The organism is Pantoea sp. MHSD4 (genome assembly GCF_021043305.1).
Lineage (GTDB): Bacteria > Pseudomonadota > Gammaproteobacteria > Enterobacterales > Enterobacteriaceae > Pantoea > Pantoea eucalypti.
On the sequence record NZ_JAJNDH010000003.1, the window covers coordinates 414,441 to 434,478 of the forward strand.

17 protein-coding genes are annotated in these 20,038 nt (G+C 55.4%); 11 read left to right on the plus strand and 6 right to left on the minus strand.

Translation table 11 applies throughout. The annotated features are described in order from the left end of the window. Position 1: 1 nt before the first annotated feature. Positions 2-1,663 carry an HTH-type transcriptional regulator SgrR gene (gene sgrR, locus LQK91_RS12395; protein WP_105099550.1) on the minus strand — a complete coding sequence of 554 codons (1,662 nt, stop codon included), beginning with the start codon at positions 1,661-1,663 and terminating at the stop codon, positions 2-4. A gap of 253 nt (positions 1,664-1,916) precedes the next feature. On the opposite strand from sgrR, the gene LQK91_RS12400 reads away from it, so the two are divergent. Continuing rightward, positions 1,917-3,095 (plus strand): MFS transporter, encoded by a 1,179-nt coding sequence (locus LQK91_RS12400; RefSeq protein WP_039658787.1) that lies wholly within the window; start codon positions 1,917-1,919, stop codon positions 3,093-3,095. A gap of 39 nt (positions 3,096-3,134) precedes the next feature. On the opposite strand, the gene leuD is transcribed toward LQK91_RS12400, so the two are convergent. The 5 genes from leuD to leuL form a co-directional block, all read right to left on the minus strand. Further along, a complete protein-coding gene (leuD, locus tag LQK91_RS12405; RefSeq protein ID WP_008925570.1) occupies positions 3,135-3,740 on the minus strand; it encodes a 3-isopropylmalate dehydratase small subunit in 606 nt (201 codons plus the stop codon). 3 nt (positions 3,741-3,743) lie between these two features. Continuing rightward, positions 3,744-5,150, minus strand: a complete 1,407-nt coding sequence (gene leuC, locus LQK91_RS12410) for a 3-isopropylmalate dehydratase large subunit (RefSeq protein WP_105099551.1) — start codon at positions 5,148-5,150, stop codon at positions 3,744-3,746. Between the two features lie 4 nt (positions 5,151-5,154). Next, positions 5,155-6,246, minus strand: coding sequence for a 3-isopropylmalate dehydrogenase (gene leuB, locus LQK91_RS12415; RefSeq protein ID WP_003854775.1), 1,092 nt, complete (start codon positions 6,244-6,246; stop codon positions 5,155-5,157). Positions 6,247-6,248: 2 nt separating this feature from the next. After that, the gene (gene leuA / locus LQK91_RS12420) at positions 6,249-7,811 is read right to left on the minus strand and encodes a 2-isopropylmalate synthase (RefSeq protein WP_003854773.1); all 1,563 of its coding nucleotides are present in this window, start codon (positions 7,809-7,811) and stop codon (positions 6,249-6,251) included. 89 nt (positions 7,812-7,900) lie between these two features. Further along, a complete protein-coding gene (leuL, locus tag LQK91_RS22095) occupies positions 7,901-8,035 on the minus strand; it encodes a leu operon leader peptide (protein WP_193555294.1) in 135 nt (44 codons plus the stop codon). 679 nt (positions 8,036-8,714) lie between these two features. On the opposite strand from leuL, the gene ilvI reads away from it, so the two are divergent. The 10 genes from ilvI (at position 8,715) to mraY (ending at position 20,037) form a co-directional block, all read left to right on the plus strand. Then, on the plus strand, positions 8,715-10,439 hold the full coding sequence (gene ilvI / locus LQK91_RS12425) for an acetolactate synthase 3 large subunit (protein WP_008925573.1): 1,725 nt from the start codon (positions 8,715-8,717) through the stop codon (positions 10,437-10,439). Between the two features lie 2 nt (positions 10,440-10,441). Further along, positions 10,442-10,933, plus strand: coding sequence for an acetolactate synthase small subunit (ilvN, locus tag LQK91_RS12430; protein WP_003854770.1), 492 nt, complete (start codon positions 10,442-10,444; stop codon positions 10,931-10,933). Positions 10,934-11,129: 196 nt separating this feature from the next. Next, on the plus strand, positions 11,130-12,140 hold the full coding sequence (cra, locus tag LQK91_RS12435) for a catabolite repressor/activator (RefSeq protein WP_003854769.1): 1,011 nt from the start codon (positions 11,130-11,132) through the stop codon (positions 12,138-12,140). A 489-nt stretch (positions 12,141-12,629) separates the two neighbouring features. Then, entirely contained in the window at positions 12,630-13,088 is a 459-nt protein-coding gene (mraZ, locus tag LQK91_RS12440) for a division/cell wall cluster transcriptional repressor MraZ (RefSeq protein ID WP_003854767.1), read from the plus strand. 2 nt (positions 13,089-13,090) lie between these two features. Beyond that, positions 13,091-14,032, plus strand: a complete 942-nt coding sequence (gene rsmH / locus LQK91_RS12445) for a 16S rRNA (cytosine(1402)-N(4))-methyltransferase RsmH (RefSeq protein ID WP_105099552.1) — start codon at positions 13,091-13,093, stop codon at positions 14,030-14,032. Beyond that, the gene (gene ftsL, locus LQK91_RS12450) at positions 14,029-14,349 is read left to right on the plus strand and encodes a cell division protein FtsL (protein WP_003854764.1); all 321 of its coding nucleotides are present in this window, start codon (positions 14,029-14,031) and stop codon (positions 14,347-14,349) included. Before rsmH ends, ftsL begins: the two co-directional genes overlap by 4 nt. A gap of 16 nt (positions 14,350-14,365) precedes the next feature. Beyond that, positions 14,366-16,132: a peptidoglycan glycosyltransferase FtsI gene (locus LQK91_RS12455; RefSeq protein ID WP_003854762.1), complete on the plus strand. Its 1,767-nt coding sequence runs from the start codon at positions 14,366-14,368 to the stop codon at positions 16,130-16,132. Further along, positions 16,119-17,606, plus strand: a complete 1,488-nt coding sequence (gene murE / locus LQK91_RS12460) for a UDP-N-acetylmuramoyl-L-alanyl-D-glutamate--2,6-diaminopimelate ligase (protein WP_105099553.1) — start codon at positions 16,119-16,121, stop codon at positions 17,604-17,606. Before LQK91_RS12455 ends, murE begins: the two co-directional genes overlap by 14 nt. Further along, positions 17,603-18,961: a UDP-N-acetylmuramoyl-tripeptide--D-alanyl-D-alanine ligase gene (murF, locus tag LQK91_RS12465; RefSeq protein ID WP_008925574.1), complete on the plus strand. Its 1,359-nt coding sequence runs from the start codon at positions 17,603-17,605 to the stop codon at positions 18,959-18,961. Before murE ends, murF begins: the two co-directional genes overlap by 4 nt. After that, complete coding sequence (mraY, locus tag LQK91_RS12470) at positions 18,955-20,037, plus strand: phospho-N-acetylmuramoyl-pentapeptide-transferase (RefSeq protein WP_105099554.1); 1,083 nt, start codon at positions 18,955-18,957, stop codon at positions 20,035-20,037. Before murF ends, mraY begins: the two co-directional genes overlap by 7 nt. The last annotated feature ends 1 nt before the right edge of the window (position 20,038 follow it).

Consider the following 20,038-nt stretch of genomic DNA (forward strand, 5'->3'; position numbering starts at 1 on the left):
GTCACAGCGCGGGTGGGGCGAACCAGGCCGATTTAAAATCAAACCAGCCCAGCGTATTCATCCGGACGCCGCGCATACTGCGCTGCCCTTCAAGCAACAGCCAGTGATGAAACAGCGGATGCAGGCCGGCTTCGTCGACCAGCTGTTTGCTCCATTCGGCCAGCGGCAGCGCTTTCTCGCGCCAGCGGGCCGCATCGCCGTGCCAGTCGATAGCAAGGCAGTGATGCAGCAGCGGGATCTCATAAAGCTGTGCGAACAGCGAATAATTCAGCGGCAGGGTAAAGTTCACGCTTCCCAACCAGATATCACTCTCCGTTTCGCCCTGATACCAGCTTTCGTAGCTGATCTCACGGGTCTCCAGCGTGACGCCATGCTCTGCCAGCAGCGGACGTAGCGCATTCGCGATGCCTTCATGCTCCACGTGCTGGCTGTACCAGGTCAGCGTCAGATGGGTTAAGTCGGGCGGTTTTTCTACTGGCGTCAGGTCACGGCGATGATGCCAGCGTGGCAGCAGACCATACGCCGGAAACCAGTAGCGCTGATAGCCGACACCAGCGTGATTGAGCAGGGCGATGGGGTTAAACAGGTAGCTGACCCAGCGCCGGACCGCTTCGTTTCGACCCTGCTCTGAACGCTGGTCGAACAAAAGATAGTAGCAGCCCTCTTCAAGGCGGCTCTCCTCCTGAACTTCATCGGTGCTGCCGCCCTGCAGACGGACACCCGCATAGACCAGCTCATCGCTGATGTCGGGCAGTACCCAGATAGAGACATCATCAATCAGCGCGCGAAAACCGAAGTAGTCATCAAACGCTTCGATCTTCAGCTGGCTCTCCTGATTGCGGATCACCCGGTAAGGACCGGTGCCAACTGGCTGGCGAGCAAAGTCGTGCAGCGTCGGCCATTCGCGCGGCAGGATCATCGCACTGACGCTGCCCAGCAGCCAGGGCAAGCCCTCGTCGGGCTGGCTTAAACGGATATCCAGCGTCCAGGGGGCAGGTGAGTCGATTTGCGCAATATGGGAAAAGAGCGGATGGGGGCGCTGACGCTCCAGCGTGGCGAGCACATCCTCCATCTCCAGTTCTCTGCCGTGATGGAAGCGAATCGCCGGACGCAGGAAGAAGCGCCAGTGAAGTGGAGACGTCTGCTGCCAGTGGTGCGCAATATCGGGTTCGATTTCCCCGTTTTCCTCATTTATCCGCGTCAGACCGTTGAAAATCTGTCGGGCAATGTGGGTTTCCGAGCGCCGCAGCGGCGAGCCGGGCAAAAGGTTGAGCAGCGGACGATAGTAGAGCACCCGCAGGATATGCTTGCCCTGCCGGAAACTGCGCCCCAGGTGCGCGCTGATCATCTGCCGCACCTGGTTTTTATCGCCTACCAGCTGGACCAGCTGATCGATGCGATCCTGTTCCAGCAAATCCTCGGCACGCTGCTGCTGCAGGGCCAGGCCCGTGTAGCAGAAGATAAGCTGCGATCGCTTGCCGCGTCCGGCTTCAGCCTGCCAGGTCAGCCAGCCTGCGGCCTGCATCCGGTTGAGCAGATTGCGCATATGGCGGCGCGAGCAGTGCAGCAGATCAGCCAGTTCGCTGAGCGTAATCTTCTGCGTCTGGCCCTGACAACTCTGCCACAGGCGGATGAACTGCTGCTTCAGACGTGATGAGGACATAAAAGGGGAACTCCCTGTGAAAAGCGCTCTGTTTTTCCTGCCCCATTTTAAGAGCAAACTTTACGCTATGGGAAGAGCGGGAGGCATTCAGCAGTGAATGGCGTTCGACCCTCACTTCGCTGTTCAGCGGAGTGCTTTTCTGAGTAGGGTGCATTTACACCGCCAGCAGATGATCTCTGCTGGCTTTTTTCATGTTGCGCGGTATCGTCTACCCTTCTTTTTTCCCCTCTGTTTGTTCTGTAAGGGATTTCGAATGAAATCGCTGTTAACGCGGCAGCGCCGCATCAACCCGGTTTACCTCGCTTTTATGGTCGCCTCGTTCATGCTGGGCATCGCGGGTGCTCTGCAGGCACCGACGCTCAGCCTGTTTCTGACGCGCGAGGTACAGGCGCGGCCCTTCTGGGTCGGGCTGTTTTTCACCATTAATGCGGTGGCCGGTATCGTAGTGAGTATGCTGGTGGCAAAGCGCTCAGACAGCGTCGGCGATCGTCGTCATATCATTCTTTTCTGCTGCCTGATGGCGCTGGTGAATGCGCTACTGTTTGCCTTTACCCGCGACTATCTGACTCTGCTGACACTGGGTGTACTGCTGTCAGCGCTGGCCAGTGTTTCTATGCCGCAGCTGTTTGCGCTGGCACGAGAGTATGCCGATCAGTCGGCGCGTGAAGCAGTGATGTTCAGTTCTGTGATGCGTGCGCAGCTGTCGCTGGCGTGGGTGATCGGGCCGCCGTTATCGTTCGCGCTGGCGCTGAACTACGGCTTTGTGACGCTGTTTATGGTGGCCGCGGTGCTGTTTCTGCTCTGCATTCTGCTGGTCTGGTTTACCCTGCCGTCGGTGCCACGTTCGCAACCACTGATGCAAAGCGGCGGGCTGCCGTTGAGCGGCTGGCGCGATCGCGATGTGCGTTTGCTGTTCCTCGCCTCGGTGGCGATGTGGACCTGCAACACGATGTATATCATTGATATGCCGCTCTATATCAGCACCACGCTGGGTCTGCCGGAGAAACTGGCCGGTCTGCTGATGGGAACGGCGGCCGGGCTGGAAATCCCGGTGATGCTGCTGGCGGGCCATTACGCGCGTCGCATCGGCAAGCGGCGGTTAATGCTGATCGCGGTGGCGGCGGGCGTCCTGTTTTATCTGGGGCTGGTGCTCTTCAATTCCCGCACCTCGCTGATGGTGTTACAGCTGTTTAATGCGGTGTTTGTCGGGATTATTGCTGGCATAGGGATGTTGTGGTTCCAGGATCTGATGCCAGGACGGCCGGGTGCGGCGACCACGATGTTCACCAATTCGATTTCGACCGGCATGATTCTGGCGGGTGTTATTCAGGGGACGCTGAGTGAGCGGCTGGGACATGAGGCGGTTTACTGGCTGGCATTCGGGCTGGGGATAGTGGCGCTGGTGATGTCGGCGCGGGTGCGCGACGTATAAAGAAGCAGGGCGACCGGATGTCGCCCTGCTTTAACGCAATCAGCGCAGGAAGGCGGGCTGATTCTGCTCATACTGCGAAATCGACGCTTCATGCTGCAGCGTCAGGCCGATGCTGTCCAGGCCGTTAATCATGCAGTGGCGACGGAAGCTATCGAGTTCAAACGAATAGACTTTGTCGCCTGCGGTGACCGTCTGCGCTTCCAGATCGACTGTGAAGCTGATGCCTGGCTGGGCCGCTACCAGTCTGAACAGCTCATCCACTTCCTCTTCGCTTAATTTCACCGGCAACAGCTGGTTGTTGAAACTGTTGCCGTAAAAGATATCCGCGAAGCTCGGCGCAATCACCACGTGGAAACCGAAATCGGTCAGCGCCCACGGGGCATGCTCACGTGAGGAGCCGCAGCCAAAGTTCTCGCGCGCCAGCAGGATGCTGGTGCCTTTAAACTCCGGCTTATTCAGCACAAAGCCAGGCGTCGGCACCGTACCGGCATCATCTTCAAAGCGCCAGTCGTGGAACAGGTGCTGACCGAAACCGGTGCGGGTCACCTTCTGCAAAAACTGCTTGGGAATGATTGCGTCCGTATCAACGTTCGCGGCATCCAGCGGCGCAACAATACCAGTATGCTGAGTAAATTTATTCGCCATGACTTAGGCTCCTGTCGTCAGTTCACGGATGTCGGCAAAGTGGCCGGTCACGGCAGCCGCCGCGGCCATCGCCGGGCTGACCAGATGGGTACGTCCACCACGGCCCTGACGGCCTTCAAAGTTACGGTTGCTGGTAGAGGCGCAACGCTCGCCCGGATTCAGACGATCATTGTTCATCGCCAGACACATTGAGCAGCCAGGCAGACGCCATTCAAAGCCCGCTTCCAGGAAGATTTTATCCAGACCTTCCGCTTCAGCCTGCGCTTTTACCGGGCCGGAACCTGGTACCACCATGGCAACCACGCCAGGTGCCACTTTGCGGCCTTTAGCGATGGCGGCGGCGGCACGCAGATCTTCAATGCGTGAGTTGGTGCAGGAGCCGATAAACACTTTATCAATCGCAACATCGGTCAGTCTGATGCCCGGTTGCAGGTTCATGTAGGCCAGCGCTTTTTCCGCTGAGGCGCGCTCAACCGGATCGGCGAACGAGGCCGGATTCGGGATCACCTGATCAACGGCAATCACCTGACCCGGGTTGGTGCCCCAGGTGACCTGCGGTGCGATCTCTTCGGCATGCAGCGTGACCACCGCATCATACTTCGCGCCTGCGTCAGACTTCAGGGTGCGCCAGTATTCCACTGCCTGCTCCCATTTCTCACCCTGAGGCGAGAACTGACGACCTTTCAGATAGTTAAAGGTGGTCTCGTCCGGTGCCACCAGGCCCGCTTTCGCCCCCATCTCAATCGCCATGTTGCACAGCGTCATACGACCCTCCATGCTCAGCGCCTGAATCGCAGGGCCGCAGAACTCAACAACATAGCCGGTGCCGCCCGCGCTGCCGGTTTTACCGATGATCGCCAGCACGATATCTTTTGCTGTAATGCCGGTGGATGCCTGGCCCAGCACTTCAATCTTCATGGTTTTCGCCCGACCCTGTTTCAGGGTCTGCGTTGCAAACACATGTTCCACCTCAGAGGTGCCGATACCAAAGGCCAGCGAGCCAAAGGCGCCGTGCGTCGCCGTGTGCGAGTCGCCGCAGACAATGGTCATTCCCGGCAGCGTCATACCCTGCTCAGGGCCGATAACGTGGACGATGCCCTGGAAAGGGTGATTCAGGTCATAGAGCTGTACGCCAAACTCTGCGCAGTTCTTCATCAGCTCCTGCATCTGAATACGCGCCATCTCGCCTGACGCATTAATGTCTTTGGTCTGCGTGGAGACGTTGTGATCCATGGTGGCAAAGGTTTTGCCCGGCTGACGGACTTTACGTCCGTGCGCACGCAGACCATCAAAGGCCTGGGGCGAGGTCACTTCATGGATCAGATGGCGATCAATGTAGAGTAATGGGGTTTCTTCTGGCGTTTCATGGACGACATGTGCATCAAATAACTTCTGGTATAAGGTTTTCATTTTTTTATTTTTCCTCGGCGATAAAGCGGGCAATGATGCTGCCCATCTCATCTGTGCTGACCGCTGGGCCATCACCGGCTAAATCTTTGGTGCGGTAGCCCTGTTCCAGTGCACGACTGATGGCGCGTTCGATACTGTCGGCTGCCGCATCGGCATTCAGGCTGTAACGCAGCAGCAATGACAGCGACAGAATCTGGGCGACCGGGTTAGCAATATTCTGACCGGCGATATCCGGCGCTGATCCCCCCGCCGGTTCGAACAGGCCAAAGCCCGCTTCATTCAGGCTGGCTGACGGCAGCATACCCATCGAGCCGGTGATCATGGCGCACTCATCAGACAGAATGTCACCAAACAGGTTGGAGCAGAGCAGCACGTCAAACTGCGACGGGTCTTTGATCAACTGCATGGTCGCGTTGTCGATGTAGATGTGGCTCAGTTGCACGTCAGGGTACTCTTTAGCCACTTCGTTGACGATTTCGCGCCACATCACCGAGGTCTGCAGCACGTTAGCTTTATCAACCGAGGTGACTTTGTTGCGACGTTTGCGCGCCGATTCAAACGCGATACGGGCAATGCGCTCGATTTCGAAACGGTGATAGACCTCGGTATCAAAAGCACGCTCTTCCGGGCCGCTGCCTTCGCGTCCTTTCGGCTGGCCAAAATAGATGCCGCCAGTCAGTTCACGCACGCACAGAATGTCGAAGCCTTTAGCCGCGATGTCGGCGCGCAACGGGCAAAATGCTTCCAGACCGCTGTAGAGCGCAGCCGGACGCAGGTTACTGAACAGCTTAAAATGTTTGCGCAGCGGCAGTAGCGCACCGCGCTCCGGCTGTGATGCGGGCGGTAAGTGCTCCCACTTCGGACCGCCAACGGAACCAAACAGGATCGCGTCGGCCTGCTCGCAGCCTGCAACCGTTGCCGGTGGCAGAGGCTCTCCATGCTGATCGATAGCGATGCCGCCGACCGCATATTCCTGAGTAGTGATCTGCATATCAAAGCGCTGACGAATGGCATCAAGCACCTTCATCGCCTGCGCCATCACTTCCGGGCCGATACCATCACCGGGTAAAACTGCGATATGAGATGAACTGGACATGGTTATACGGTTTCCTTCTGGTCTTTAAATTTGCGCTGCAATTCTTGTTCAACCTGACGGGCACGCCAGATATTGTTCAGGGCGTTGACCATCGCTTTAGCGGAGGACTCCACAATATCGGTCGCCAGACCAATTCCGTGGAATTTGCGGCCGTTGTAGCTTACGACGATATCGACCTGGCCCAGCGCATTCTCGCCGTGGCCTTTAGCGGTCAGTTTGTAGTTAACCAACTCAGCGTCAAACTGGGTAATGCGGTTAATCGCCTGGTAAACCGCGTCAACCGGGCCGTTACCGGTAGCCGCATCAGATTTAGCAACATCGCCGCAACCCAGATTAACCGAGGCGGTGGCAGTCATGCTGGAACCGGTCTGGACGTTAAATTCGTGCAGCTGGAAATGCTCCGGCTCTTCATTCTGTTTGTTGATGAAGGCCAGCGCTTCCAGGTCGTAATCAAAGACCTGACCTTTTTTGTCGGCCAGTTTCAGGAAAGCGTCATACAGCGTATCCAGATTGTAATCCTGCTCGGCATAACCCATCTCTTCCATACGATGTTTTACCGCCGCACGGCCGGAACGAGAAGTCAGATTGAGCTGAATTTTATGTAAGCCGATCGATTCCGGCGTCAGGATTTCGTAGTTCTCGCGATTCTTCAGCACGCCATCCTGATGAATACCGGAAGAGTGGGCGAAAGCATTGGAGCCGACCACGGCTTTATTCGCTGGGATCGGCATGTTGCAGATCTGGCTGACCATCTGGCTGGTACGGTAAATTTCCTGATGATTGATATTGGTGTGTACGTTCATGATCTGCTGGCGGGTTTTAATCGCCATGATCACCTCTTCCAGCGCACAGTTACCGGCACGTTCACCCAGACCATTCATCGTGCCTTCAACCTGACGCGCGCCTGCCTGGACAGCAGCCAGGGCATTACCGGATGCCATACCCAGGTCATCGTGGGTATGCACAGAGATAATCGCTTTATCGATGTTAGGAACGCGGTTCATCAGTTCACTGATAATGTGCGCATATTCGCCTGGCAGGGTGTAACCAACGGTATCCGGGATGTTGATGGTGGTCGCACCGGCGTTAATCGTGGCTTCCACCATACGGCACAGGTCATCAATCGGGGTACGGCCGCCATCTTCACAGGAGAACTCAACGTCACTGGTGTAGTTACGCGCACGCTTCACCATATGTACCGCACGCTCAATCACTTCTGGCAGCGTGCTGCGCAGTTTGGTTGCGATGTGCATTGGGGAAGTGGCGATGAAGGTATGAATACGGAAGGCTTCGGCAACACGCAGTGACTCATAAGCTGCGTCGATATCTTTTTCTACACAGCGCGCCAGTCCACAGACGCGGCTGTTTTTGATGGTGCGCGCAATGGTCTGAACAGACTCAAAGTCGCCCGGTGAGGAGACCGGGAAACCGACTTCCATCACATCCACGCCCATGCGCTCCAGCGCTAACGCAATCTGCAATTTTTCTTTCACACTCAGGCTGGCCTGTAATGCCTGCTCACCGTCGCGCAGAGTGGTATCGAAAATAATGACTTGCTGGCTCATCGTATTCATCCTTATGCTTTTTCTGGCCTGGCAACGAGCATAAAAAAACCCGCGACAGGCGCGGGTTTTTAACTTTCAGCAGGTTTGAATCAGTGTTTGATTCCGCCCACAAGTCTACCGCGCAAGCTGAGTGCGTTTAGTAGTAGACCGAGAAGGCGAACAGAACGAAACATGGATTCAAACCTTATAAAATGTTGTGCTGTACATATTGGTACTGGAATCATTCAGGGATGTCAACCTTCAATGCAGGGGTATTCTCCTGGGCGCCAGAGGAAGATATTCTGTTATTTATCGGTCAGGCAGCGTAATGAACAGCGCGACCCTCACTGTGGACGCAATCAGCGCGGGAATGCGGGGCGCTGGGGCGCGATTTAAATTCTATTTAATTGAATTATAAGTATTTTGTTTGCATGGTGTTATGCGGGAACACAGCATTTATCACCTGCTGGTTAGCATAATCCAATGTGCTTTAGTGATTTCCTGGTTAATTACGCCAGAAAAGAAAAATGTCAGACGATAGTGGGCTATTGCAGCCGGTAATAAGTTTTCGTTATTTCTTAGATCACGCTGAAAATAATTTCATACCCAGCATTTTCCTCTGCGGTTCTGCCGCGTAATTAGTTTAATCCGCGTAGCCAATTCTTATCGGCCAGAGGCTTTACGTCCCTGCCTTTTAATTTACGCGGGTTTGCGGTTTGCCTGCCCGTGTAACTGCGGTTATGGTAATCGACCTACTCTCAGAAAAATAAACGCAACAGATTTCTCTGTAACCGGACAGCGGCTGACGTTTCCGCTGTCGTGCATAAACATAAGATTTTGATTGGCAAAGCAGGCACCGGGGCAACGTGATACGCATAAACGGGCGCATTCACAGAGCCGGGTCCGCAAGCCTGGAGGCAGAAGATGGAGATGTTGTCAGGAGCCGAAATGGTCGTCCGTTCGTTAATCGATCAGGGCGTGAAGCAGGTATTCGGTTATCCGGGTGGCGCAGTCTTAGATATCTATGATGCGCTGCAAACCGTCGGAGGTATCGATCACATTCTGGTGCGCCATGAGCAGGGTGCGGTGCATATGGCTGATGGCCTGGCGCGCGCGACGGGTGAAGTCGGCGTGGTGCTGGTCACCTCCGGACCTGGTGCAACCAATGCGATTACCGGTATCGCCACCGCCTATATGGACTCGATTCCGCTGGTGATTCTGTCGGGTCAGGTTCCGTCGTCGCTGATTGGCTATGACGCCTTTCAGGAATGCGACATGGTCGGCATCTCTCGTCCGGTGGTGAAGCACAGCTTCCTGGTGAAAAACACCGAAGAGATCCCAAGCGTGCTGAAAAAGGCATTCTGGCTGGCCTCCAGCGGCCGTCCGGGACCCGTGGTGATTGACCTGCCAAAAGATATCCTGAACCCGGCGAACAAATTGCCTTATCACTGGCCGGAGTCAGTGAGCATGCGCTCTTACAATCCCACTATTCAGGGTCATAAAGGGCAGATTAAGCGCGCGCTGACAACATTGCTGGCGGCGAAGAAGCCGGTGATCTATGCGGGTGGCGGTGCCATTACCGCAGGCTGTGAAGCGGAGCTGTTACAGCTGGCAGAAAGCCTGAATATTCCGGTGACGACCTCGCTGATGGGCCTGGGCGCGTTTCCTGGCACCCATCGTCAGTGTGTCGGCATGCTGGGTATGCACGGCACCTATGAAGCTAATATGACGATGCACAACACCGACCTGATTTTTGGGATCGGTGTTCGCTTTGATGATCGCACCACCAACAATCTGGCGAAATATTGCCCCAATGCCACGGTGATGCACATCGATATCGACCCGACCTCTATTTCCAAAACGGTGTCGGCGGATATCCCGATTGTCGGCGATGCAAAACAGGTGCTGCAGCAGATGCTGGAGTTACTGACGCAAAGCGACACGCCATCACGTGCTGAAAGCCTGCACGACTGGTGGCAGGAGATTGAAGGCTGGCGCAGTCGTCACTGTCTGGAATTTGATCGCACCAGCGACAAAATTAAGCCGCAGGCCGTGATTGAAACCATCAGCCGGCTGACCAAAGGCGATGCCTATGTCACGTCAGATGTAGGTCAGCACCAGATGTTTGCTGCGCTCTATTATCCTTTCGATAAACCGCGCCGCTGGATCAACTCTGGCGGTCTGGGCACCATGGGCTTTGGCCTGCCCGCGGCGCTGGGTGTGAAAATGGCGCTGCCGGAAGAGACCGTCATCTGCGTAACGGGCGATGGCAGTATCCAGATGAATATTCAGGAGCTTTCAACAGCATTGCAGTACGATCTGCCGGTGCTGGTACTGAACCTGAATAACCGGGTGCTGGGCATGGTGAAACAGTGGCAGGATATGATCTACTCGGGTCGCCACTCCCAGTCTTATATGGAATCGCTGCCTGACTTCGTGCGTCTGGCGGAAGCCTACGGTCACGTCGGGATCGCGATTGAGCATCCGGCTGAGCTGGAAGAGAAGCTGACGCTGGCGCTGGAAACCCTGGCGAAGGGGCGTCTGGTCTTTGTGGATGTCACCGTTGACGGTAGCGAACATGTCTACCCAATGCAGATTCGCGGTGGCAGCATGGATGAGATGTGGTTGAGCAAAACGGAGAGGACATAATTATGCGTCGTATTTTATCAGTTCTGCTGGAGAACGAATCCGGCGCATTATCCCGTGTCGTCGGCCTGTTCTCACAGCGCGGCTATAACATTGAAAGCCTGACCGTGGCGCCAACCGACGATCCCACACTGTCGCGGATGACCATTCAGACGGTGGGCGATCAGAAGGTACTGGAGCAGATTGAAAAGCAACTGCACAAGCTGGTGGATGTCCTGCGCGTCACCGAGCTGGGGCAGGGCGCCTATGTTGAGCGCGAAATCATGCTGGTGAAGATTCAGGCCAGTGGTTATGGTCGCGAAGAGGTGAAGCGTAACGCCGAGATCTTCCGTGGTCAGATCATCGATGTAACGCCGACGCTGTACACGGTTCAGCTGGCAGGCACCAGCGACAAACTGGACGCCTTCCTGAGCACCGTCCGCGATGTCGCTGAAATTGTTGAAGTGGCGCGCTCCGGTATCGTCGGCGTTTCACGCGGCGATCGCATCATGCGTTAATCACGCTGCGTCATCATCAATCCTCACCTAACCCGGCGAAATGCCGGGTTTTTTTATTTTTTATGCGTCAGGCGGATTACATTCAGAAAAGCGGTTGCTCCGCGCACTTTTCTGCTGTTAGATGATAGACATGAGTTATCCATAGCTTAACTGCGGCTATTTCTGCCGTAAAAGCGGATTTGATGGTGGGGTTATTGTGAAACTGGATGAAATTGCGCGTTTGGCAGGCGTGTCGCGCACCACGGCCAGTTATGTGATCAACGGCAAAGCGCGGCAGTATCGTGTCAGCGACAAGACCGTTGAAAAAGTCATGGCAGTGGTACGTGAACATAATTATCACCCTAATGCGGTGGCTGCGGGGCTGCGCGCCGGGCGTACGCGATCCATTGGGTTAGTGATCCCTGATCTGGAAAATACCAGTTATACGCGTATTGCAAACTATCTTGAGCGACAGGCACGTCAGCGCGGCTATCAGCTTCTTATCGCCTGTTCTGAAGATCAGCCTGAAAACGAGATGCGCTGCATTGAACATCTGCTGCAGCGCCAGGTCGATGCAATTATCGTTTCCACCTCATTACCGCCAGAGCATCCCTTTTATCAGCGCTGGATCAACGATTCTCTGCCAATAATTGCGCTGGACCGTGCGCTGGATCGTGAACATTTTACCAGTGTCGTCGGGGCCGATCAGGACGATGCCCAGACACTGGCTGCTGAACTGCGTCAGCTCGACGTTAAAAATGTGCTGTTCCTCGGTGCGTTACCCGAACTGTCAGTGAGCTTCCTGCGCGAAATGGGTTTCCGCGATGCCTGGAAAGACGATCCCCGTCCGATTGATTATATCTACTGCAACAGCTTCGAACGCACTGCTGCTGCTGCACTGTTTGAGAAATACCTTGAAGATCATCCGATGCCAGAGGCGCTTTTCACCACCTCTTTTGGGCTGCTGCAGGGTGTGATGGATGTGACGCTGAAACGAAACGGCCGCCTGCCGACGGAGCTGGCGATTGCCACCTTTGGCGACCACGAATTACTGGACTTTCTTGAGTGTCCGGTCCTGGCCGTTGGTCAGCGTCATCGTGACGTGGCAGAGCGCGTGCTGGAATTAGTTTTAGCCTCACTGGACGAACCCCGAAAACCAAAACCAGGCTTAACCCGTATCCGGCGTAATTTATACCGTCGCGGACAATTAAGCCGAAGAGTTAAATGAGTAACGGGCAGTATTATACTGCCCCTTTTATTTCGCGATTTACTGATTAAATAAACAGGTCGACGTAAAAAAGGGTAAATTCTGCTCATCAAATCTAACAAAGCAGAAAGCCCGATACCTATTATTTGCTTACAACTTCAACAAACCTTCTTTCCCGTCTGCCCTGAAGCCGCTGGGCTTCCATTCAGAAATCCCCTAAAATGCCGCCGCTGTCTCAGAAATCAGGATAAATATTTAACCCTTTACATTGTTTCATTTTTAGTCTTTTTTCCCCGAGCCATTTTTTTTATTCAGTTATTCATTGGCTTAATTTTTAGTTTCTCCTTTTATTCGATTATATCGTCGCCAGACTTTAATTTTGCGCCTTGTAAAGAGTGATATTCAACTGCCGCTCCGGCTTGACAAGGATTTCATGGGATCCTTAAACTCGTTTCGTGGTAAAAAGTGGGATAAAGTGGCGTAAATGGGTGATGAGGAGAAGAGACTGGCATGTTCCGCGGAGCAACGTTAGTCAATCTCGACAGCAAAGGGCGGCTCGCCGTACCCACGCGATATCGCGAATTGCTGATTGGGGAGTCTCAGGGGCAGATGGTCTGTACCATCGACCTCCACCAGCCATGCCTGTTGCTTTACACCCTGCCCGAATGGGAAATCATTGAAAAAAAGCTGGCACGCCTTTCCAGTATGAATCCACTTGAGCGCCGCGTGCAGCGTTTGCTGCTGGGACATGCCAGTGAATGTCAGATGGACAATGCAGGCCGCCTGCTGCTGGCGAATACGCTTCGGCAGCACGCAAAATTAACCAAAGAAGTGATGCTGGTTGGACAGTTCAATAAGTTTGAGCTGTGGGATGAACAGACCTGGTATCAACAAGTCAGGGACGATATTGACGCAGAACAGTCGGCTCAGGAACCTTTATCTGAGCGGTTGCAGGACTTGTCGCTATAGCTATGCAGGAAAATTTCAAACATACCACCGTGCTGTTGGATGAGGCGGTTAACGGCCTCAATATCAGGGAAGACGGTATTTACATCGACGGCACATTTGGTCGTGGTGGCCACTCACGCCTGATTCTTTCGCAACTGGGAGAGAAGGGAAAACTGATCGCCATCGATCGTGATCCGCAAGCTATCGCCGCTGCTGCTGAGATTACCGACCCGCGTTTTTCAATTATTCATGGCCCTTTTTCTGCGCTGGCAGAGTATGTTTCTGAACGGGATCTGGTCGGAAAAATTGACGGGATTTTGCTGGACCTGGGGGTTTCATCGCCGCAACTGGATGACGCTGAACGCGGCTTCTCCTTTATGCGTGACGGACCGCTGGACATGCGAATGGACCCGTCGCGTGGTCACTCAGCCGCAGAATGGTTGCTGCACGCGGAAGAGGCAGATATCGCTTTCGTCCTGAAGACTTACGGTGAAGAGCGATTCGCTAAACGTATTGCCCGGGCCATTGTCGAGCGCAATCGCGAGCAGCCGATGACCCGCACCCGTGAACTGGCTGAAGTCATCTCCATCGCTATGCCAGTGAAAGATAAGTTTAAACATCCGGCTACACGCAGCTTCCAGGCCATTCGCATCTGGATTAACAGTGAACTGGAAGAGATCGATAACGCACTGAAAGGCGCGGTTCAGGTACTCGCACCGCAGGGCCGTCTCTCTGTGATCAGCTTCCATTCACTGGAAGATCGGCTGGTTAAGCGCTTTATGCGCGATCAGAGTCGTGGACCACAGGTGCCGGCCGGAATACCGATGACTGAACATCAGCTGCGAGCCCTGGGTGGCCGTGAACTGAAGTTGCTCGGCAAAATGTCGCCGGGTGACGCTGAAGTCTCTGAGAACCCACGCGCGCGCAGCTCGGTTTTACGTATCGCGGAGAAAACCGACGCATGATCGGTAACGAGCGTCACAGTCTGCCTGCCGTTATCGGCGGGGATCTGCTGCGAAAGGGCAAGATTCCGGTGCTGTTGCTGATCGCTGTCGTGGTTTCTGCCGTGCTGGTGGTCACCACCACGCATAAAACACGACTGTTAACGGCACAGCGTGAACAGCTGGTGCTGGAGCGTGACGCGCTGGATATCGAGTGGCGCAACCTGATTCTGGAAGAGAATGCGCTGGGCGATCACAGCCGTGTTGAACGCATCGCCACCGAGAAGCTGCAGCTGCAGCACGTTGATCCTTCACAAGAAAATATCGTGGTGCAGAAATAAGGACTTAAGTTAGCGAATGAGCGGCACAGGCAGAACGCTGAAATTGAAGAAACCGGAAGATAAAGCCAGCTTTGTAAGCTGGCGTTTTGCGTTGCTGTGCGGCTGTATTTTACTGGCGCTGGGTGGATTGCTGTCACGTGTTGCCTGGCTGCAGGTGATCAATCCTGGCAAGCTGGTCAAAGAGGGCGATCTGCGCTCGCTGCGCGTTCAGGCGGTGCCAACCTCGCGCGGGATGATCAGCGATCGTGCCGGACGACCGCTGGCAGTGAGTGTCCCGGTTAATGCCATCTGGGCGGATCCAAAAGAGCTGCACGCCGGTGGTGGCGTCACGCTGGACAGCCGCTGGAAGGCACTCTCTGATGCGCTCTCTATCCCCCTTGACCAGTTGGCCGCGCGCGTAAATGCCAATCCTAAAGGCCGCTTTGTCTATCTGGCGCGTCAGGTCAATCCGGCCATCGGCGACTACGTCAAAAAACTCAAACTTCCCGGTATTCATCTGCGCGAAGAGTCGCGCCGTTACTATCCTGCCGGGCAGGTTACCTCTCATCTGATTGGCTTTACCAACATCGACGGGCAGGGCATTGAAGGCATTGAGAAGAGTTTTGATAAATGGCTGACCGGTGCGCCGGGCGAGCGGACGGTGCGTAAAGATCGCTACGGTCGCGTCATCGAAGATATCTCCTCTGTGGACAGCCGGGCCGCGCATAACCTGACTCTCAGCATCGATGAGCGCTTACAGGCGCTGGTCTACCGTGAACTGAATAACGCTGTGGCCTTTAACAAAGCGGAATCGGGCACGGCAGTCCTGGTGGATGTGAATACCGGCGAAGTACTGGCGATGGCCAACAGCCCGGCTTACAACCCGAATAATCTTGGCAACACGCCGAAAGATCTGATGCGTAACCGCGCCATCACCGACATTTTTGAACCGGGCTCGACCGTGAAGCCGATGGTGGTCATGGCGGCGCTGCAACGCGGCGTGGTCAGAGAGAACAGCGTCCTGAATACCGTGCCATATCGCGTCAATGGTCATGAGATCAAGGATGTGGCGCGCTACAACGAATTGACCCTGACAGGGGTTTTACAGAAATCGAGTAACGTCGGTGTTTCACGTCTGGCGTTAGCGATGCCTTCCTCAGCGCTTGTAGAAACTTATGCGCGCTTTGGACTGGGCAAACCGACCAATTTGGGGCTGGTCGGGGAAAGCAGTGGCTTATACCCTAAAAAACAACGGTGGTCTGACATAGAGAGGGCCACCTTCTCTTTCGGCTACGGGCTAATGGTAACGCCGTTACAGTTAGCGCGAGTCTACGCAACAATTGGCAGCTATGGCATTAATCGTCCGCTGTCGATTACCAAAGTGGATCCGCCCGTCGCGGGACAACGCGTTTTCGATGAGTCACTGGTGAAAACCGTGATGCATATGATGGAAAGCGTGGCGCTGCCTGGTGGCGGTGGGGTCAAAGCGGCCATCAAAGGTTATCGGATTGCGATAAAAACCGGTACAGCGAAAAAAGTCGGCCCCGATGGTCGCTACGTCAACAAATACATTGCCTATACCGCAGGCGTTGCGCCTGCCAGTCATCCCCGATTCGCGCTGGTGGTGGTGATCAACGATCCCCAGGCCGGCAAGTATTACGGTGGTGCGGTTTCTGCCCCGGTGTTTGGTGCCATCATGGGCGGCGTACTGCGCACCATGAACATCGAGCCGGACGCGTTACCGACCAATGACAAGAATGAGTTGGTGACTAACAGAAGTGAGGAAACAAGTGACAGATCGTAACCTGCGCGACTTACTCGGCCCCTGGGTGCCAGGCGCGCCGGCGCGCCCACTGCGCGACATGACACTGGATAGCCGCATTGCGGCTTCTGGCGATCTGTTTGTCGCTGTTGCAGGCCATCAGGTCGATGGACGCCGTTTCATCCCGCAGGCGATTGCTCAGGGCGTCGCCGCCGTGGTGGCCGAAGCTGAAGGCGAAGCCGCCGACGGCGAAATCCGTGAAATGCACGGCGTACCGGTTATCTATCTGGCCCAATTGCCTCAGCGTCTTTCAGCCTTAGCAGGCCGTTTTTATCAGCAGCCGGGTGAGAAACAGACGCTGATTGGCGTTACGGGTACAAATGGTAAAACCACCACGACCCAGTTGCTGGCGCAGTGGGCAACGCTGCTGGGTGAAACCAGCGCGGTCATGGGCACCGTCGGGAATGGGCTGGTGGGTCACTTGTCCGCGGCAGAAAATACCACCGGCTCAGCAGTTGATGTTCAGCATCTGCTGAACGATCTGGCGGAAAAAGGGGCGACCCTGACCGCAATGGAAGTCTCGTCACACGGACTGGTTCAGCATCGCGTCGCGGCGCTGCCGTTTGCCGCAGCGGTCTTTACCAATCTCAGCCGCGATCACCTCGATTATCACGGTGATATGCAGAGCTACGAGTCAGCCAAATGGCTGTTGTTTTCTGAGCATCAGGTCGGGCAGGCGATTCTTAACGCCGATGATGAAGTCGGTCGTCGCTGGCTGGCGCGCTTACCGGATGCCGTTGCCGTCACGATGGAGAATAACCTCCAGCCGGGCTGCCATGGCCGCTGGCTGAAAGCCGATGCGGTGGAGTACCACGATAACGGCGCGCACATCCGTTTCAGCTCCAGCTGGGGCAACGGAGAAATCAACAGTCCATTAATGGGCGCGTTCAACGTCAGCAATCTGATGCTGGCGCTGGCGACGCTGCTGTCACTGGATTATCCGCTGGCGACGCTGATCAACGTTGCACCGCAGTTGCAGCCGGTCAACGGGCGTATGGAAGTGTTCAGCGCCGCCGGAAAACCGACGGTCGTGGTGGATTATGCCCATACGCCGGATGCGCTGGAAAAAGCGCTGGAAGCAGCCCGCCTGCACTGCAAAGGCAAACTGTGGTGTCTGTTTGGCTGCGGTGGCGATCGTGACAAAGGCAAACGACCATTAATGGGCGCGATTGCTGAGCAATATGCGGATGTGGTGGTGATTACCGACGACAATCCGCGCAGCGAAGATCCGCAGGCGATTGTTAACGATATTCTGACCGGTTTGCTGGATCCGGGCCGTGCACGGGTGGTGTCTGGCCGCGCGCAGGCCGTCACTAACACCATCATGCAGGCTCAGCCCGACGATATCGTGCTGGTGGCCGGTAAAGGCCACGAAGATTATCAGATCATCGGCAATCGCCGTCTCGACTACTCCGATCGTGCCACGGTTGCGGCACTGCTGGGAGGCGCAGCATGATTCCGGTTTCATTAAAAACGCTTGCGGAGATCACCGGCGGAACGCTGCACGGCAGTGATTTAACCCTGAATGACGTAACGACGGATACCCGCAAAGTGACAGCAGGCAGTCTGTTTGTCGCGCTGGTGGGCGAACGTTTTGATGCCCATGACTTCGCTGAAGAGGCCATTGACAGTGGCGCACAGGCGTTACTGGTCAGTAAGCATTTACCTGTCTCTGTGCCTCAGGTCGTCGTGGAAGATACCCGACTTGCTTTTGGCCGACTGAGTGCCTGGGTTCGTCAGCAGTCCACTGCCCGCGTCGTGGCGCTGACCGGCTCGTCCGGCAAAACGTCGGTTAAAGAGATGACGGCAGCGATTCTGCGTGAGTGCGGTGAGACGCTCTACACCGCAGGCAATCTCAACAACGATTATGGCGTGCCGATGACGCTGCTGCGTCTGACCGCAGAGCATCAGTATGCGGTAATTGAGCTTGGCGCTAATCATCAGGGCGAAATCGCCTACACCACCGACCTGGTTAAACCGGAAAGCGCGCTGGTGAATAACCTGGCAGCGGCCCATCTGGAAGGCTTTGGTTCGCTGGCGGGTGTCGCTAAAGCCAAGGGCGAGATTTTTCAGGGCTTACCGGCGAATGGCATTGCGATTCTCAATGAGGAAAGCAACGACTGGCCAAACTGGCAGACCACGCTGCAGGACAAAACCGTGTGGCGCTTCTCGCCGCAGGCGGCAGCGTGTGATTTCTCTGCCCGTGATATCCGCATTGCGCAGGACGGCACCCATTTTGTGATGAAGACACCGCGTGGTGAGGCTGAGATTGTGCTGCCGTTGCCGGGTCGGCATAACATCGCCAACGCACTGGCTGCGGCGGCTCTGGCCCTCTCAGTGGATGCCCCGCTTAGCGCCGTTCAGCAGGGGCTGAAAAACCTGCAGTCGGTGCCAGGTCGCCTGTTCCCGGTGCGCCTCTCTGCGCATCAGCTGCTGCTGGATGACAGTTATAACGCGAATGTCGGATCGATGACCGCCGCCGTCCAGGTCCTGTCAGAGATGCCGGGCTACCGGGTGCTGGTCGCCGGCGATATGGCGGAACTGGGTGATGAGACCGAAAAATGCCACCGCGAAATCGGGGATGCGGCACGTGATGCAGGTATTGATCGCGTATTGAGCTGCGGAAAATTCAGCCATTTTATTAGTGAAAACAGCAAAGCTGGCGAACATTTCAGCGATAAGACAGCGCTGACTGAACGTTTGCGTCAATTGTTGTCCGAACACTCAGAAATTACCGTCCTGATAAAAGGCTCGCGTAGTGCCGCCATGGAGCAGGTAGTACAGAGCTTAAAGGAGAAAGGAACATGTTAGTTTGGCTGGCCGAGCATCTGGTCACTTTTTATTCGGGCTTCAACGTCTTTTCCTATCTGACGTTTCGCGCCATTGTCAGCCTGCTGACAGCACTCTTTATCTCTCTCTGGATGGGGCCGCGCCTGATTGCGTGGCTGCAGAAATTACAGATTGGTCAGGTTGTCCGTAACGATGGCCCGGAATCGCATTTCAGTAAGCGCGGAACGCCCACAATGGGCGGGATTATGATTCTGACCTCCATCACCATTTCGGTGCTGATGTGGGCGTATCCATCGAATCCGTATGTCTGGTGCGTGCTGTTCGTGCTAATCGGCTTTGGCATCATCGGCTTTGTCGATGACTACCGCAAAGTGGTGCGCAAAGATACTAAGGGTCTGATTGCCCGCTGGAAATATTTCTGGATGTCGGTGATTTCTCTGGGCGTCGCGTTCGGGCTTTATGCAGCAGGTAAAGACACCCCGGCGACCCAGCTTGTGGTGCCCTTTTTCAAAGACATCATGCCGCAGTTAGGCCTGTTTTATGTGCTGCTGGCCTACTTTGTGATTGTCGGAACGGGTAACGCGGTCAATCTGACCGATGGTCTCGATGGTCTGGCGATCATGCCCACCGTCTTTGTCGCCGCAGGCTTTGCGCTGGTTGCCTGGGCCACCGGTAACGTGAAGTTTGCTGAATATCTTCATATTCCTTATCTGCGTCACGCCGGTGAGCTGGTGATTGTCTGTACCGCCATCGTCGGGGCAGGGCTGGGCTTCCTGTGGTTCAACACCTATCCGGCTCAGGTCTTTATGGGGGATGTCGGCTCACTGGCGCTGGGCGGCGCGCTGGGAACCATCGCCGTGTTGCTGCGTCAGGAATTTTTACTGGTGATTATGGGTGGCGTGTTTGTGGTTGAAACGCTGTCGGTAATCCTGCAGGTGGGATCGTTTAAGTTGCGCGGCCAGCGTATTTTCCGCATGGCGCCGATCCATCACCACTATGAACTCAAGGGCTGGCCGGAACCGCGCGTCATTGTGCGCTTCTGGATTATTTCGCTAATGCTGGTGCTGATTGGCCTGGCCACGCTGAAGGTGCGTTAAT

What these genes read in the sequence shown, in the direction of transcription:
- sgrR (WP_105099550.1), bottom strand. Translation starts at nt 1,663, where the DNA reads ATGTCCTCATCACGTCTGAAGCAGCAGTTCATCCGCCTGTGGCAGAGT.
- LQK91_RS12400 (WP_039658787.1), top strand. Translation starts at nt 1,917, where the DNA reads ATGAAATCGCTGTTAACGCGGCAGCGCCGCATCAACCCGGTTTACCTC.
- leuD (WP_008925570.1), bottom strand. Translation starts at nt 3,740, where the DNA reads ATGGCGAATAAATTTACTCAGCATACTGGTATTGTTGCGCCGCTGGAT.
- leuC (WP_105099551.1), bottom strand. Translation starts at nt 5,150, where the DNA reads ATGAAAACCTTATACCAGAAGTTATTTGATGCACATGTCGTCCATGAA.
- leuB (WP_003854775.1), bottom strand. Translation starts at nt 6,246, where the DNA reads ATGTCCAGTTCATCTCATATCGCAGTTTTACCCGGTGATGGTATCGGC.
- leuA (WP_003854773.1), bottom strand. Translation starts at nt 7,811, where the DNA reads ATGAGCCAGCAAGTCATTATTTTCGATACCACTCTGCGCGACGGTGAG.
- leuL (WP_193555294.1), bottom strand. Translation starts at nt 8,035, where the DNA reads ATGATTCCAGTACCAATATGTACAGCACAACATTTTATAAGGTTTGAA.
- ilvI (WP_008925573.1), top strand. Translation starts at nt 8,715, where the DNA reads ATGGAGATGTTGTCAGGAGCCGAAATGGTCGTCCGTTCGTTAATCGAT.
- ilvN (WP_003854770.1), top strand. Translation starts at nt 10,442, where the DNA reads ATGCGTCGTATTTTATCAGTTCTGCTGGAGAACGAATCCGGCGCATTA.
- mraZ (WP_003854767.1), top strand. Translation starts at nt 12,630, where the DNA reads ATGTTCCGCGGAGCAACGTTAGTCAATCTCGACAGCAAAGGGCGGCTC.
- rsmH (WP_105099552.1), top strand. Translation starts at nt 13,091, where the DNA reads ATGCAGGAAAATTTCAAACATACCACCGTGCTGTTGGATGAGGCGGTT.
- ftsL (WP_003854764.1), top strand. Translation starts at nt 14,029, where the DNA reads ATGATCGGTAACGAGCGTCACAGTCTGCCTGCCGTTATCGGCGGGGAT.
- LQK91_RS12455 (WP_003854762.1), top strand. Translation starts at nt 14,366, where the DNA reads ATGAGCGGCACAGGCAGAACGCTGAAATTGAAGAAACCGGAAGATAAA.
- murF (WP_008925574.1), top strand. Translation starts at nt 17,603, where the DNA reads ATGATTCCGGTTTCATTAAAAACGCTTGCGGAGATCACCGGCGGAACG.
- mraY (WP_105099554.1), top strand. Translation starts at nt 18,955, where the DNA reads ATGTTAGTTTGGCTGGCCGAGCATCTGGTCACTTTTTATTCGGGCTTC.